Source organism: Methylophilus rhizosphaerae, assembly GCF_900100975.1.
GTDB lineage: Bacteria > Pseudomonadota > Gammaproteobacteria > Burkholderiales > Methylophilaceae > Methylophilus > Methylophilus rhizosphaerae.
In genome coordinates, this window is sequence record NZ_FNFX01000002.1 from 612144 (window position 1) to 626246 (window position 14103).

At 52.4% G+C, this 14103-nt stretch carries 17 protein-coding genes; 10 read left to right on the plus strand and 7 right to left on the minus strand.

Annotated features, from left to right (window positions below):
* Positions 1-166: 166 nt before the first annotated feature.
* Complete coding sequence (locus tag BLP53_RS06500) at positions 167-841, minus strand: hypothetical protein (RefSeq protein ID WP_176755223.1); 675 nt, start codon at positions 839-841, stop codon at positions 167-169.
* A 90-nt stretch (positions 842-931) separates the two neighbouring features.
* On the opposite strand from BLP53_RS06500, the gene BLP53_RS06505 reads away from it, so the two are divergent.
* The 3 genes from BLP53_RS06505 to hslO are packed head-to-tail and all read left to right on the plus strand — an operon-like array spanning position 932 to position 3031.
* Complete coding sequence (locus BLP53_RS06505; protein ID WP_091471331.1) at positions 932-1240, plus strand: DUF3301 domain-containing protein; 309 nt, start codon at positions 932-934, stop codon at positions 1238-1240.
* A 12-nt stretch (positions 1241-1252) separates the two neighbouring features.
* A complete protein-coding gene (gluQRS, locus tag BLP53_RS06510; protein WP_091471332.1) occupies positions 1253-2149 on the plus strand; it encodes a tRNA glutamyl-Q(34) synthetase GluQRS in 897 nt (298 codons plus the stop codon).
* A gap of 9 nt (positions 2150-2158) precedes the next feature.
* Positions 2159-3031: an Hsp33 family molecular chaperone HslO gene (gene hslO, locus BLP53_RS06515; protein ID WP_091471333.1), complete on the plus strand. Its 873-nt coding sequence runs from the start codon at positions 2159-2161 to the stop codon at positions 3029-3031.
* Positions 3032-3048: 17 nt separating this feature from the next.
* Here hslO and BLP53_RS06520 read toward each other — a convergent pair whose 3' ends face one another.
* A complete protein-coding gene (locus BLP53_RS06520; protein WP_091471334.1) occupies positions 3049-3840 on the minus strand; it encodes a TrmH family RNA methyltransferase in 792 nt (263 codons plus the stop codon).
* A 255-nt stretch (positions 3841-4095) separates the two neighbouring features.
* Here BLP53_RS06520 and BLP53_RS06530 point away from each other — a divergent pair, with 255 nt between their 5' ends.
* On the plus strand, positions 4096-4809 hold the full coding sequence (locus BLP53_RS06530) for a pseudouridine synthase (RefSeq protein WP_091471336.1): 714 nt from the start codon (positions 4096-4098) through the stop codon (positions 4807-4809).
* 45 nt (positions 4810-4854) lie between these two features.
* A complete protein-coding gene (sugE, locus tag BLP53_RS06535; protein ID WP_091471337.1) occupies positions 4855-5172 on the plus strand; it encodes a quaternary ammonium compound efflux SMR transporter SugE in 318 nt (105 codons plus the stop codon).
* 223 nt (positions 5173-5395) lie between these two features.
* Here the strand turns inward: sugE and BLP53_RS06540 are convergent, their stop codons facing one another.
* The 3 genes from BLP53_RS06540 to BLP53_RS06550 form a co-directional block, all read right to left on the minus strand.
* Positions 5396-5809, minus strand: coding sequence for a BON domain-containing protein (locus BLP53_RS06540; RefSeq protein ID WP_091471338.1), 414 nt, complete (start codon positions 5807-5809; stop codon positions 5396-5398).
* 148 nt (positions 5810-5957) lie between these two features.
* Positions 5958-6470 carry a BON domain-containing protein gene (locus BLP53_RS06545; RefSeq protein WP_245652671.1) on the minus strand — a complete coding sequence of 171 codons (513 nt, stop codon included), beginning with the start codon at positions 6468-6470 and terminating at the stop codon, positions 5958-5960.
* Positions 6471-6607: 137 nt separating this feature from the next.
* Complete coding sequence (locus tag BLP53_RS06550; protein WP_091471340.1) at positions 6608-8047, minus strand: sensor histidine kinase; 1440 nt, start codon at positions 8045-8047, stop codon at positions 6608-6610.
* 286 nt (positions 8048-8333) lie between these two features.
* Between BLP53_RS06550 and BLP53_RS06555 the strand changes: the two genes are divergently transcribed.
* The 5 genes from BLP53_RS06555 (at position 8334) to BLP53_RS06575 (ending at position 10908) form a co-directional block, all read left to right on the plus strand.
* On the plus strand, positions 8334-8750 hold the full coding sequence (locus BLP53_RS06555; protein WP_091471341.1) for an ElaB/YgaM/YqjD family protein: 417 nt from the start codon (positions 8334-8336) through the stop codon (positions 8748-8750).
* Between the two features lie 8 nt (positions 8751-8758).
* Complete coding sequence (locus BLP53_RS06560; RefSeq protein ID WP_091471342.1) at positions 8759-9253, plus strand: phage holin family protein; 495 nt, start codon at positions 8759-8761, stop codon at positions 9251-9253.
* A gap of 15 nt (positions 9254-9268) precedes the next feature.
* Entirely contained in the window at positions 9269-9901 is a 633-nt protein-coding gene (locus BLP53_RS06565; protein WP_091471343.1) for a response regulator, read from the plus strand.
* 98 nt (positions 9902-9999) lie between these two features.
* Positions 10000-10380, plus strand: a complete 381-nt coding sequence (locus tag BLP53_RS06570) for a response regulator (RefSeq protein WP_091471418.1) — start codon at positions 10000-10002, stop codon at positions 10378-10380.
* Between the two features lie 21 nt (positions 10381-10401).
* Entirely contained in the window at positions 10402-10908 is a 507-nt protein-coding gene (locus BLP53_RS06575) for a hypothetical protein (RefSeq protein ID WP_091471344.1), read from the plus strand.
* Here the strand turns inward: BLP53_RS06575 and BLP53_RS06580 are convergent, their stop codons facing one another.
* Entirely contained in the window at positions 10909-11757 is an 849-nt protein-coding gene (locus BLP53_RS06580) for a TraB/GumN family protein (protein WP_091471345.1), read from the minus strand.
* A 105-nt stretch (positions 11758-11862) separates the two neighbouring features.
* Positions 11863-14055: a YgiQ family radical SAM protein gene (locus BLP53_RS06585; RefSeq protein WP_091471346.1), complete on the minus strand. Its 2193-nt coding sequence runs from the start codon at positions 14053-14055 to the stop codon at positions 11863-11865.
* Between the last annotated feature and the right edge of the window lie 48 nt (positions 14056-14103).

A 14103-nucleotide genomic window follows, 5' to 3' on the forward strand; every position in this document is an offset into this window, starting at 1 on the left:
CATCAGGCGCTGAAAATACGCCTTTTTAAAAGTGCGGAATGGAAAAGCAATTATCAGACCATATTTATCCGGCTGATTTTAAAGGAGTTTATTTCCAGGATGCTCAGTACATGCACCAGCAAGGCGCAAACGCCCGTGCATTGCACACTTATGGTGCAAATGCACCTCACATGATTTCCACTGGCTGCAGTTGCTTGAGCATGGCTTCTGCCTCAGGATGGGCGGCCCAGAAATAATAAAACTCGCGCACGGCATTGAGGAATAAATGGCGTGTATGCCTGAGATTGAACAATGGCAAGGTCGCATCGGCAGTAATGCGATAGGCGTTTTTTTCCGACAGGGGTGCATCGCGCATGCGTAATAGCATCAGCTTGGCCATACGCGTGCGCACTTCAATATCCATGTCCAGTTTATGATCCATGGCTTTCAGCGCCTTGACATACCCATTAAGCGCCCATAATTCAGAAGTGGCGAACTTCTCGGATTGCAGGGTAGGCCACACCGATTGCAAATCAATCACCGCCGGCTGCCAGCCGATGGCATGTAACTCAAACCCCACCGTATCGGCATATTGCATCACCGCTTTGACATCGCCGCGCCAGAACGGGTAAAACTCGCGGATAATGGTCAGCATTTCCGGCCACGCCTGTGCGGGCTTACCTTCGAGGCAATCGTCCACCGCCTTGCGGTACACCGCACTGCTACATTCCTGATCCGCCAGCATCGGGCACAATTCGGCCAGTACCGCGTCGCGCTGAGCCATAATCGCGTCATCCGCGCCTTTGCCGTGCAATAAATTATAATAGGCCTGAATAGCGTCTGTTTCGCGTGATGAACTCATAGCACACTGCATTTACTGAATTAACAAGGATATTGATTTTGAACTTCAATCATACACCGAAAAGTGGCTCCGGCTTGCAGGAGGCCTCATATGGCTGAGTGGTCATTACTAGCAATCGTCATCACCGGTGCCTGGTTCTGGATGGACTCGATCGCCAAGCGCGAAATCGCCTTGAACATCGGCCGCCAATTGTCAGAGCGCTGTCACCTGCAATTCCTGGATGAAACAGTGGCCTGTTCACATATCGGATTTGCCAGGGATGGCAATGGGCGCATGCAATTACAGCGTACCTATACTTTTGATGTCTCCAGCCACGGCAGTGAACGCATGGCCTGCCATCTGCAATTGCGCGGCAAACAACTGGTCGCCTGGCATATCCCGCCTTACGTCACACAATAGGCACTCCCTCGCATGGTCATTGGACGCTTTGCGCCTTCCCCCACCGGCCCCTTGCATTTCGGCTCACTGGTCGCCGCCGTGGCGAGTTATTGCGATGCCAGAAGCCAAGGTGGGCAATGGCTATTGCGCATGGAAGATGTGGATACCACACGCCGTGTTGCCGGTGCCAGCGATGAGATCATTGCAGCCTTGCATCGTTACGGTTTTGTCTGGGATGGTGAAATGATTTACCAAAGCCGGCGCAGTGATCTTTACCAGCAGGCGCTGGACTTTCTGCGGGATAAAAATCTGGCTTACCCGTGCACCTGCTCGCGCAAGGAGATTGCCGACTCCAGTACCCGGCAAGGCATAGAGGGTGCGATTTATCCGGGCACTTGCCGGCAACATCCGGCGAAAGCTGGCATACCTGCAGCCTGGCGCTTGCAAACGTCTGATAAGGACATCTGCTTCCAGGATAAGGTTCAGGGCCGGCAGCAACACACGATGGCCACCGATATCGGCGATTTCGTGATCAAGCGTGCCGATGGTTTATTCAGTTACCAGTTAGCCGTCGTTGTCGATGATGCCTTGCAGGGCGTCACGCATGTGGTGCGCGGCGCAGATTTACTTCACTCCACAACGCGCCAGATCTATTTGCAGCAATTACTCGGCTACGCCACACCAGTCTATGCGCATATTCCACTGGTAATGAATACCGCAGGGCAAAAACTGAGCAAGCAGAATCTCGCCAAAGCGTTACCCGCCGATAATGTGGAAACAGTGCTGATTGAGGCGCTACGCTTTTTGCAGCAGCCGCTACCGGACAATATCCACACCCGTTCATTGCATGCTATCTGGCAATGGGCATACACTCACTGGCAATTGCCAAAGAACACTATTGCGCACGGTAAAGCCAGTCATCAATGGTAAAATAGCCGCATGACCCAAACGATTTCCCCGGACCAACTGCATCCCTTTATTTTTGAGCACTCGGCAGTACGCGGCAACTGCGTACACCTGGATCAAAGCCTGTTTACCGCACTGGAACACCAACCGTTAGCACCTGCCCTGAAACAGGTGATCGGTGAATTTGCCGCCGCCAGCGTGCTGCTCACCTCCACCCTGAAAATGCAGGGCAAGCTGATCCTGCAATTGCAAAGCAGGGGCGCACTGCAACTGCTGGTGGTGGAATGCACTTCTGCGCTGGATATCCGTGCTACCGCCAAGGTGCAGGAAGAATTGCAAGGCGGCCATTTGACCGACTGGCTGGAACAGGGCCAGCTAGTGATTACCCTGATGCCGGAAGAAGGCGAACCTTACCAGGGCATCGTGCCCCTGGAAGGCGATAATATCGCCAGCATGCTGGAAAACTACATGCTGCGCTCGCAGCAGATTGAAACGCGCCTGTGGCTCACCGCCGAAGGTGATCACGCCGCCGGCTTACTGCTGCAAAAGCTGCCGCAACAACAGGAACAAGACCTGGACTGCTGGAACCGCGTCCAGCATCTGGCCGGCACCGTGACCAACCGCGAACTGCTGGACCTGGACACGCAAACCCTGCTGCAACGCCTGTTTGCTGAAGAAGATGTGCGTTTGTTTGACGGGCGCAATATCCGGGCGTTCTGTAGCTGCTCGCAGGAAAGTGTCACCAATATGCTGCAACTACTGGGCCTGGCCGAAGTGCGCAGTATCCTGGAAGAACAAGGCAGCGTGCAAATTCAGTGCGACTTCTGCAACAAGCACTATGTGGTCGATGAAGAAGAGGCTTTAGCCTTGTTCAGCGACGACGATGACCACAAAATCACACACTAGGAAGTCACACACCAGGGTTACGCTGACAGGCGTTGGCGCTGGCATTCAAACAGGGCAATCGCCGTGGCTGCCGCCGCATTGAGCGACTCCAGCGCCAGTACGCCCTGATGTGCCATCGGAATCGTGACGCAAGCCTTTACGGCAGACTGCAAGGCCGGTGAAATACCGGCGCCCTCATTACCGACCACAAACAACACTGGCTCAGACAAAGGCTGCTCATACAAGCTTTCGCCCTGCATGGCCAGCGCCAGGGTCTTGCCGGGAAAGTTTTTCACCAGTGCTTCCGCCTCGACATTCTCAACCACCGGCAAAATCAATTGCGCCCCCTGCCCGCCACGTAAAGCCTTGGGCGACCAGGCATCAGTGCAGCCTTTAGTCAGGTAAGCCACTTGCACGCCGGCCGCCGCCGCCGTGCGCAGCATGCTGCCCAGGTTGCCAGGGTCCTGGATATCTTCAATCAATAGGGCAAAATCCACAGCTTGCGGTAATGGCAATTCCGGCACAGGAACCAGGGCCATAATCCCGCTACTGCTGGCCACCGGTGCCAGATCGGCAAACATCAAAGTCGGCAGCATCATGGTATCCACATCGGCCAGTTGCTGCAGCAAATCGGTCGCTTCAAGACTGCTTTTCCCCTCTGGAATAATCAGTAACTGGGGTTCGCCTTGTGTTTGCACATAAGCTTCAATCAGGTGCACGCCCTCAAGCAGGGTGACTTTTTCTTTTTTACGTTCACGGGCATTATCCGCAAGTTTGCGCAAGTGTTTGTAGACAGGGTTATCGCGGGAGGTAATGTGTTTGAATGCCATGCGGGGATTATACGTGAATTGATAAAGAGGGTACCCACCATCACGGCCTGCCGGCGCCCTTGCGTTGCTCAATAAAATAAGCGGAAGCTGGGGTGTCCTGTTCTTTGCCTTCTTTCTTATGGGCAAGAAAAGAAAAATAACTCACTGAAAAAGCGAAACAAAACACAACATAACCCGCCAATGCAAAAAATCTGAGAATGCCACTACACCCCCTCCAACCAGCCACTATGAGCCCCATTCACGTATAATCCCGCCATGGCAAAAAAACTGGATTTAGAACGCATCCTCCACCGGCAAGGCTTTGGTACACGCAAGATGTGCCGCATCCTGATTGTGAATGAAGAGGTCACCGTCAATGGTGCTCTGTGTGATGATCCCGACGCGACTTTTGAGCTGGATAACCTGGATTTCACCGTGCAGGGAGAGGCTTGGCAATATCGTGAACATAGCTATCTCATGATGCACAAACCGGCACATTACGAGTGCACACATAAAACCCAGTTTCATCCGACGATTTATACCTTGCTGCCTGCCCCGCTGGTGGAACGCGGCATTCAGTGCATAGGGCGGCTGGACGAAGATACCACCGGCCTGATCCTGTTATCGGACGATGGCCAGTTTATCCACAAGATCAGCTCACCCAAGCATCATGTGCCGAAAGTCTATGCCGTTGACTGCAAACATCCGGTCAGTGATGAACAATTGCAAACCCTGTTGTCAGGCGTGCAACTGGTGGATGAAGACCAGACCATTGCGGCCCTGGAGATTGTGCGTATCTCGGAAAACATGATTCATATGACACTGGCAGAAGGCAAATATCACCAGGTCAAACGCATGGTTGCCGCCATTGGTAACCGGGTAGAACACTTAAAGCGTATCAGGATTGGCCAGCTCGTTTTACCGGAAGACCTGTTGCCAGGCGAATGGCGCTGGCTTTCCGGACAGGACCTGGCAGCCTTAAACTCTTGATGGCTTAACCATAGATATAATAGATATATTAAACAAAGGAGTTATATGACTTGGCTGGTACTTGTAATTGCCGGTTTATTCGAAACCGCCTGGGCGATTGGCTTGAAGTACACGGAGGGATTTTCGCGTTTCTGGCCCTCTTTCTGGACCATTGTGGCCATGGTTATCAGCGTCTGGTTGCTCGGCTTATGCATGAAAGCCCTGCCAGTGGGAACCGCTTATGCAGTCTGGGTAGGCATAGGTGCAGTAGGTACGGTGATTCTAGGCATTCTGCTGTTTAATGAGCCCGTCTCCCCGTTGCGGATTATCAGCCTGTTATTGATTATTGCCGGCATCATCGGTTTAAAGCTGGCCTCTGGCTGAAAACGCCCTGTCATCGTGAAAAAAGGTGGCCAGAGCCACCTTTTTTCATACCTGCATGTTCCATCCGCCCGGTACGCCACGCAGCGTGCGACAATTATTCGTCCGGCAAGTCAACCAGGTTAAGGACGAATGCGGTCGACATATGATGTTCAAACAGGATTAATTCCTGTTTGGTATCTTGCTGCTGCAGGTCACCACGGGAGAGTCGCCCCTCCCGATCTGTTCATTGCGTGCCAGCTCCATCTGCAGTACTGCCATCGGCAGAGGGTTCATTTTCAATCAAGGTATCGGCTTCCGAAACCGGGATAGCTGCAGACTCGTACCGCCATTGGCCCAGCACCGCATAAACCCCTTCAGCCTCTTTGGCAATATTGGTGGCCGTTTCAGCATCCTGCTTGGAACCAACCGGCCCGGATAACTTCACCACGCCCTTGGCATCTGCATCCACTTGCAGGGAAGAAGCATCAATGCCGTGATTCTGCAGGCTGGTTTTGACGTTCTGTACCACAACATCACCAGGCAGGAAATTGTACATCGGCTCACTTCTGGGTAAATCGGCAGCCAGTCCGCTGGTGCTGGCACACATTAATATTGCGACTAATACACCACTTTTCAGATATACATTTGTTTTTTTCATGATGTGTCCTTTCTGTTACTTAAGGTGGCGAGCTATCCATGTCTTCCCGAGGATGAATCGTCAACACATGTTTGGATAGCCCGCCGTAAAAAAAAGCGCAAGCCACTACGTTGGGAGAGGATATGGCTTGCAAAGGGGTGTTTTCAGGTTAACCTTCTTTCACCACGATGGCATTCTTCACGGACTTCACGCCTTCGACACTGGCCACCAGTTGTTCAGCCCTGCTTTTAAGCGTGACATCCGAAACAAACCCGCTAATCAATACATCGCCCTGATGGGTTTCCACACTGATTTTGAGTGACTTCAGTGCTTCCTCTTCCAGCAGGCGTGCTTTTACTTTTGTCGTAATCCAGCTGTCAGACATGGCTGCCTTGAATATTTCCTGGCCAGCGCTGGTTTTCAGTTCAGCATATTCCTGGTAGCTCAAACTGCCATCTTTATTGGCATCAAAAGCATTAAAATCCTGGTGCTTCAAACCGCTATCCGCTTGTGCCTCGGCCCAGCTTAAAGTCTGGCTCTGGTCTTTATCCAGCGCATTGAAACCGTCCAGATAAGGCTGATCACCGTTTTTGACTTCTTTCAAATCAAACGCAAATGCATTTAAGGTGATCGCGGCAGTCAGCAGGCCGCCGAAGACGATCGCTTGTTGGAATTTAGACATTAACATGTGCGCCTCCTGTTACGCATTCATCACACATCATTGCGATGTCAGTGATGCCATGTTAAGCGGTAGAGGGGCGCAGGTCAGTCGGCGGGGGCTGAATCCATTGTCAGAATATGACTACAACGGGATTACATTCAGGCCGAAGGGAAAGAAGTAGTTTCTTCTTTGAAGTAAGGCAGCAATACCCGGGTGCTGGCTCCCTGGTGAGGAAAGCTTGAAATTTCATAATGGCCGCCGATGGATTCCACACGGTTACACATACCGCCAATACCTGTCGATTTACTGCTCATACTTTCAGGGTCAAAGCCGACGCCATTATCGACAATTTCCAGTTTGATATACTGCTCATCATGCATGAGATGCACGGCGACACGGGTGGCCTCGGCATATTTACTGCAATTATTCAGGCTTTCCTGCACCAGGCGGTAGATAATCAACCCCAGGGTTTCATTAATGTGCATTTCCTGCTCAGGCATAATGACATCCAGGTCCCATTGATTGCGGATAGCCGCTTCATCTATCAGGTTTTGCAATGAGGCAATCAGGCCAAAACTCTTGATCATGGACGGGTGCAGGCTTTGCACGATCTCACGTTTGAAATTAATACTGCGGTCCAGGTACTGGTTGGTTTTCTTAAGTTTTTCCGTTACCTGCGGCATTTCATCCTTCAAACGTTTGGCCGCCCATGAAATATCCATTTTGATGGCCGTCAGCAGGGAGCCCAGTTCATCATGCAACTCCCTGGCCAGTTTATAGCGCTCGCGTTCAATATTGGTCTGCGCCTGCAAAGCCTGTCCCTGCAGCCGGGTCGTCAGGCTCTGTATATTGCGCTCATATTCGAGATTCTCGTCTGACAGCCGCACATAGAGGTTCTCTTTTTCTGCCAGCTCACGCAACAGTCGTCGAATCACCAGCACCACCAGTGACACAAAGATCAGCGGACCCGCCATCACCACCCAGCGCATCATGCGCCCTGTATTATTGCGGTTCTCTGACAATTCGAAACGGTAGATCAGCACCTGCTCTTCAAATTTTTTGGAAAGCGTTGCAATATTGCGGCTTTCCTTGATGCCGGAATCCAGCCCGACCACTGCCAGCGCTTTATCGAACTGGCGTTTTCTGGCCAGGTCCATGGTCACGCTCATTTCAGCAGATTTTTTGGCGATGCTGCTGGATAACTCTGTCATGATGGCTTGCATTTCAGGATGCTTGTTCAAGGCAGGGTTATCGAGCAAGGTATTAATTTTTTTCAAGTGCCGGCCGATTTGGTCAGTGGCTTCATCATAAGGTTTGAAATAATCCTTTGATCGTGTCAGCAGATAGCTTTTCTGCGTACCCTCCGCGATCGCCAGATGGGCACGCGTTTGCCATGTCTCGGTCAGCAAGTGATCGAGCGTTGCCAGTGCATCCGTTTTTTCACTGGTGGTGACGATTAAACGGTCATTCAATATCAGCATGGCTGCTGCCAGCAATAAACTGACCGTCAGCAAAGTCACCGTATTCCCGCCAAAGGTATCCGTGACCTTTTCCAGCCGGTCCAGTAAGGCAATAAGGTAAGTTCTGATTTTTTGCATGGCAGTCAAATTGTTTTGATGTAAACATTCCCTACATCGCAATGGCATGACTATTATGTTATGTTAGCCGATGTATCAGCTGCATCATAACGATGTTACCTGCGATCAGCAACGCATACTTGGCATTTAGCCTGTCATCAAGCCATTTGTCAGACGATTCTGACCTGGATATCGGTGCCTAGCCTATAGGGTCCAAAAGCCCCGGTGCGTATGATTGGCACTATCATGAAAAGCTAGTATGTTTCTTTAGCTTATATGTAACGCCCACTCAAAAAAGGAGTAGATAATGTTTAATTTTTCCAAAGATAATGTTGAGCAAACCACCGACCGTTTGGCCAAGCAATCTGATCATGCAATCGAGGAAATTGCCTCTCAGGTAAAATCGACCGCCAATGACTTGCTGGAAGCGGTGCAGGACACCACTGAGAATACCCAGGACAAGGCAAAAGAGTTGATCCGTACCCTGAAATCAAACATTGACCGCCTGACCAGCGAAGATGCGGCCTCCATCGCCTCTAAAATTTCTGCCGGTGCCGGCCGCGTGAAAGACCAGGTGCAGCAGGAATTCAACGAAACCTACCATACCCTGAAGGACAGGACCGCCGACACCGTACAGGAACACCCGCTGGGTACTGTGCTGGTAGCCGCCGGCGTTGGTTTACTGGTAGGATATTTGCTGGGCGCCAAACGCCGTGACCTTTAAGGAAAACTATGTGGGTTAACCTCTTGAAATTTGCAGCGATATTATTTTTCAATCGGAAAGTGACGACATTGACAGATAATTTGCTGCACCTGCGTGAGCATGCGGCAGATTATGCCGAAAGCCGTGCCTACTACTTGAAGCAGGATTTTCTGGAGGAAACCGAGCGCATGGCCACCAGCGTCGTTGGCATACTGGTGGTGTTTTCCATGTTTATTTTTACCGGGCTGCTGGGCCTGATGTGGTTATTTTCACTGTTGTGGCAACACCCTCATCGCTCACTGATTTTGGGCCTCGTCATGCTGGTTCCGGTGCTGGTGGGTGTACTGGCCTTTCTGGCCGTGCGCAAACTATGGAAAAAGAAACCATTATTTGACAACTCCCTGGCCATGATCAGCCAGGACTGGCGCCTGTTCAGGACCGAACTGACGCCAAGTGGCGAAGCGCCAGAGAACACGCCCGCTTCAGCACCGGATACTGATACAACCTCTTCTGCAACCCGATAGCACGAGCAACCTATAATGAAAAGAATTCTTCTGGTGGATGATCACAGCATTGTACGCGATGGCCTGCGTAACCTGATTGAGCTTGAATCCGATTTACAAGTGGTCGGGGAAGCCTCGTCAGGGGCGGAGGCCATACAACTGGTACGGGCAAACAATTACGATGCCATGGTGCTGGACATCTCCATGCCGGATAAAAACGGCGTAGACACGCTGCACGAATTAAAACATGTGGCCCCCGATTTACCCGTGCTGGTTCTCAGCGGGTATGCGGAAGACCAGTATGCATTGAATCTGATGCGTAACGGTTGCAAGGGGTATTTATCCAAAAATGCGGACTCGGATGAAATCATCCAGGCGATTCGTACCGTAGCGGCTGGCAAACGCTATATTTCAGCCGAACTGGCCGAGCTGATGACCAATGAACTCAGCCACCCATCGGAAAAGCAGTTGCACGAAACGCTGTCCGACCGGGAGTTCCAGGTATTCGTGAAACTGGCAGCCGGGCAAACCCCGACCGCCATCGCAGACGAATTATTTATCAGCATCAAAACTGTCAGCACTTACCGTAGCCGTATTCTGGAAAAAATGGCAATGAAGTCCAATGCTGACCTGACTTACTATGCGATCAAATATGGCTTGCTCAATTAGCCACCATCAGCCCTGCTTGCCTGCATACGACGCAACATCCATGCGACAGTGCCTGAAATCCTCCTCGACATCCGGTCGTCATGCGATTGGAAATGGCCATGTACAGACTGCTGCTTGTTGAAGACTCCGCGCTGATACGCGATGTCATCGCCGAGATGCTGCATGACTGTGACCAGTTAGCCATTAAAGACATCGCAACCACCAGCGAAGAGGCAATAGACTGCCTCAATTCCCGCCAGTACGATATGGTCGTCCTGGATATAGAACTGGCGGCAGGTACAGGGTTCGATGTGGTACGGCACACGCAACAGCAAGGTTACCCGTTCAAAACGCCGGACATCATCATGCTGACCAACCATGGCAACAGTTATTACCGCAACCTGGCCCGTACGCTGGGCGTGGAATATTTCTTTGATAAGTCATTGCAGTTTGATGAGTGCATGGAAGTCATCCAGCAACACGCCAACACCCTCAATTAAATCCACGCGGCACGCACCCTCATGGACATCCAGACCTGGGAACTGCTCAGCTATATCGTGACCGTCGTCGGTTTGCCGCTGGCCATCCTTACCTTCATCCTGGAGCAACGCAAGGAGCGTGAAAACGAGGACGAAGAAGTGTACCAGTTGCTGGCAGACAACTATACCGACTTCCTCAAACTGGTCATGGCCAACCCGGATTTGCAATTACGCTCGCACACCGGCACCTTGCCTTTGTCTGCCGAACAGGAAGAGCGCAAACTGGTGCTGTTCGAAATCCTGATTTCATTGTTTGAACGCGCCTATTTGCTGGCTTATGACGCTGACATGCGCGGCAAGCGCTTGCGCCGCTGGATGTCATGGGAAGATTACATGCGCCAATGGTGCCTGCGCGAAGATTTCCGCCAGCAGTTTCCTCGCCTGCTGGTCGGCGAAGATGCCGATTTTGTCGCGTACATCACCCGCATCGCGGACGAACTGGCCCACACAGGAAACCAGCAGCCAGTTGGCAATCAGACAGTGGCCTGATTATTTCGGCACAGGCGTCAGCTTAAATCCTGCCTGCCTGAACGCGTGGATTAATCCGTGCTCGCCCGCCAGGTGTGCAGCCCCGACCGCAATAAACACCCGCGCTTGCCGTGCCTGGGCGATTCCCTGCCTGGCCATCAGCACGTTGCGCTCATCGAGCAGCTTCACACGTATCCGTTGCCACAATGCTGGCGGTAACATATCGCCGGTCATGCTTTCATCCATGCGGGCAATCTGTTCAACATCCCCTGCCAGGTAGGCATGCAGCAAACGTTCAAAATCCTGCTCTTTCTGCGCCTGGCTACGTTGCAGGACAGCGCGCAGCATGGTCAGTTGCTCTTCCATGGTCAGGCTATCCATCACGCCAAAATGGGCCTGCGGATTTTCCAGGCCAATAATCTTTTTGCCTTGCGTTTCGGCAGCGGCTTGCAACAGAAAGTCCTGGGCAAACGGGGTTTGTGGCCTGGGCAAATCAAACAGCACTGCCAGCAGCCATGGCTTCATGCGCAAGACAGCCTCCAGCGGCATCACATGCCGTTCTGCCAGAATGGCCAGCTGATCCAGTTCCGTCGCCGATAAATAAGTTTTTAAATCCCCCTGCGGCAACCGCAACCATTCAGGCCGGGGTGGCTCTGCCACTTCCAGCATAAAGGTCTCCACGCTGTTTAATGCCTGCAATACAGGCGGCGGGAAATCCGTCACCCGCTGGTCATCGGTATGCATGGTGCCAAACAGGTAACTCACGTTGCCGGTGGGCGATTCCAGTTGCCAGAACAGGCCATTACCCGCTGCCTGCGACGGCAGGCAGCATAGCCACAAGGCCGCCGCCAACAGCCACACAAATCGCATTTGGTTCTCCGTCATTATCTTTTTGTGAATACAGGCCAGTGATACGGCAATGCCGGGCGCACAAAACGGTTGATGAAATACCGGCGGGCCAAGCGCCGGCGATCATCAGTGTTTGCGACTACCGCTACTGTGGCCCTTTTTCGGGCTGGCAAAACTTTTGGTCTGGTTGAATCCCTTGGGCAATGGCTTGGCCTTGAAACGGCTGCCGTCTGATTGCACAATTTGTGGCAACACCGCAGGCTGATAGGCGGGCACCAGGTGCTTTTTACCATTCCCGATCAAATCGGCCCGACCCATTTTCTTCAGCGCTTCGCGTAGCAGCGGCCAGTTTTGCGGATCATGGTAACGGATAAATGCTTTGTGCAATTTCCGGATATTGCCCGCTTTCGGCACCGGCACAATTTCTGAATCATGCGTCACCTTACGCAACGGGTTTTTGCCACTGTGATACATGGCGGTTGCCATTGCCATCGGTGTCGGTGTAAACGTCTGTACCTGGTCCAGTCGGAAGTCGTTACGTTTGAGCCACAGCGCCAGGTTCAGCACATCTTCATCGGTGGAGCCCGGATGCGCGGCAATAAAGTACGGAATCAGGTATTGCTTTTTACCGGCATCGGCACTGAACTTCTCGAACATGCGCTTGAATTCATCATAAGCGCCCATGCCCGGCTTCATCATCTTGCTCAGTACATTTTCTTCCGAGTGCTCGGGCGCGATTTTCAGGTAACCTCCGACATGATGCTGCACCAGCTCTTTCACGTATTCCGGCGATTTCACCGCCAGGTCATAGCGCAAGCCCGAGCCAATCAGGATTTTCTTCACGCCACGCAGGTTACGTGCCTTGCGATACAACTGGATCAATGCCGAATGGTCGGTATTGAGGTTTTCACATACGCCCGGATAGACACAGGAAAGCTTGCGGCAATTCTTTTCAATCTGTTCCGACTTGCAGGACAGGCGGTACATATTGGCCGTTGGCCCGCCCAGGTCGGAAATCACACCGGTAAACCCTTCCACCTTGTCGCGGATTTCTTCAATTTCACGCAGAATCGACTCTTCGGAACGGCTCTGGATAATGCGCCCTTCATGCTCGGTAATGGAACAGAAAGTACAACCGCCAAAGCAGCCGCGCATGATATTGACCGAAAAGCGGATCATCTCCCAGGCCGGGATATTGGCGCCGCCATACACAGGATGCGGTTTGCGTGCGTAAGGCAAATCGTACACATAATCCATCTCTTTGGTCGTCAGCGGAATCGGCGGCGGGTTCAGCCAGACTTCGCGGTGGCCATGTTTCTGCACCAGCGCACGCGCGTTGCCCGGGTTGGCTTCCAGGTGCAGCACGCGGGATGCATGGGCATACATGACAGGATCACTGACTACCTCTTCGTAAGAGGGCATGCGGATCACCTGGCGGTCACGCGGCACTTTGGCTGCTTTCAACGGTAACGGCAGGCTAATGGTTGTTGCTGCAGCAGTCTCAGCAGATTGCTCATCCGTTGCACAACTGGCGTCGCCTTTGCCCATTTTCATGGCGTAAGGGTCTTCGTGTTTATCCACCACACCCGGCCTATCCAGGCGGGTAGATGGCACTTCTATAAACTCTTCAGGCACCTGCTTGCGGATAAACGCGGTGCCGCGGATATCCTGAATCTCGCTGATATCCTCTCCGCGCCCCAGGCGATGTGAAATCTCAATAATGGCGCGCTCGGCATTGCCATACACCAGCAAATCCGCTTTGGAATCAATCAGGATAGAGCGCCGGACCTTGTCTGACCAGTAATCATAATGCGCAATCCGGCGCAAACTGGCTTCTATACTGCCAATGACTAGGGGTACTGAAGGATAGGCTTCCTTGCAACGTTGCGAATACACCAGCACGGCGCGGTCCGGGCGTTTGTCGGATGCCGCGTTTGGCGTATAGGCATCATCAGAGCGGATTTTGCGGTCAGCCGTATAGCGGTTGACCATGCTATCCATATTGCCGGCGGTCACGCCAAAATACAGATTGGGTTTTCCCAGTACCTTGAATGGTTCGGCCGATTGCCAGTCCGGCTGGGCAATAATACCGACACGGAAACCTTGTGCTTCCAGCAGGCGGCCAATCAGCGCCACGCCGAAACTGGGGTGGTCAATATAGGCATCACCACTCACCAGGATAATGTCGCAACTATCCCAGCCCAGCGCATCCATTTCGGCGCGGCTCATCGGCAGCACGGGCGCAATGCCAAAGCGTTTCGCCCAATAGGGACGATAGCTGCTGACAGGTTTGGCAGTAAGGGAGGTATAGGTTTCCACGCGAGTGACCGGCTATGCTTGAGAGTTGCGCATTTTACGCGTTAATCA

What these genes read in the sequence shown, in the direction of transcription:
- sugE (WP_091471337.1), top strand. Translation starts at nt 4,855, where the DNA reads ATGACTTGGCTGGTACTTGTAATTGCCGGTTTATTCGAAACCGCCTGG.
- BLP53_RS06565 (WP_091471343.1), top strand. Translation starts at nt 9,269, where the DNA reads ATGAAAAGAATTCTTCTGGTGGATGATCACAGCATTGTACGCGATGGC.
- hslO (WP_091471333.1), top strand. Translation starts at nt 2,159, where the DNA reads ATGACCCAAACGATTTCCCCGGACCAACTGCATCCCTTTATTTTTGAG.
- BLP53_RS06520 (WP_091471334.1), bottom strand. Translation starts at nt 3,840, where the DNA reads ATGGCATTCAAACACATTACCTCCCGCGATAACCCTGTCTACAAACAC.
- BLP53_RS06545 (WP_245652671.1), bottom strand. Translation starts at nt 6,470, where the DNA reads ATGTCTAAATTCCAACAAGCGATCGTCTTCGGCGGCCTGCTGACTGCC.
- BLP53_RS06575 (WP_091471344.1), top strand. Translation starts at nt 10,402, where the DNA reads ATGGACATCCAGACCTGGGAACTGCTCAGCTATATCGTGACCGTCGTC.
- BLP53_RS06550 (WP_091471340.1), bottom strand. Translation starts at nt 8,047, where the DNA reads ATGCAAAAAATCAGAACTTACCTTATTGCCTTACTGGACCGGCTGGAA.
- BLP53_RS06580 (WP_091471345.1), bottom strand. Translation starts at nt 11,757, where the DNA reads ATGCGATTTGTGTGGCTGTTGGCGGCGGCCTTGTGGCTATGCTGCCTG.
- BLP53_RS06570 (WP_091471418.1), top strand. Translation starts at nt 10,000, where the DNA reads ATGTACAGACTGCTGCTTGTTGAAGACTCCGCGCTGATACGCGATGTC.
- gluQRS (WP_091471332.1), top strand. Translation starts at nt 1,253, where the DNA reads ATGGTCATTGGACGCTTTGCGCCTTCCCCCACCGGCCCCTTGCATTTC.
- BLP53_RS06560 (WP_091471342.1), top strand. Translation starts at nt 8,759, where the DNA reads ATGTGGGTTAACCTCTTGAAATTTGCAGCGATATTATTTTTCAATCGG.
- BLP53_RS06500 (WP_176755223.1), bottom strand. Translation starts at nt 841, where the DNA reads ATGAGTTCATCACGCGAAACAGACGCTATTCAGGCCTATTATAATTTA.
- BLP53_RS06505 (WP_091471331.1), top strand. Translation starts at nt 932, where the DNA reads ATGGCTGAGTGGTCATTACTAGCAATCGTCATCACCGGTGCCTGGTTC.
- BLP53_RS06555 (WP_091471341.1), top strand. Translation starts at nt 8,334, where the DNA reads ATGTTTAATTTTTCCAAAGATAATGTTGAGCAAACCACCGACCGTTTG.
- BLP53_RS06540 (WP_091471338.1), bottom strand. Translation starts at nt 5,809, where the DNA reads ATGAAAAAAACAAATGTATATCTGAAAAGTGGTGTATTAGTCGCAATA.
- BLP53_RS06530 (WP_091471336.1), top strand. Translation starts at nt 4,096, where the DNA reads ATGGCAAAAAAACTGGATTTAGAACGCATCCTCCACCGGCAAGGCTTT.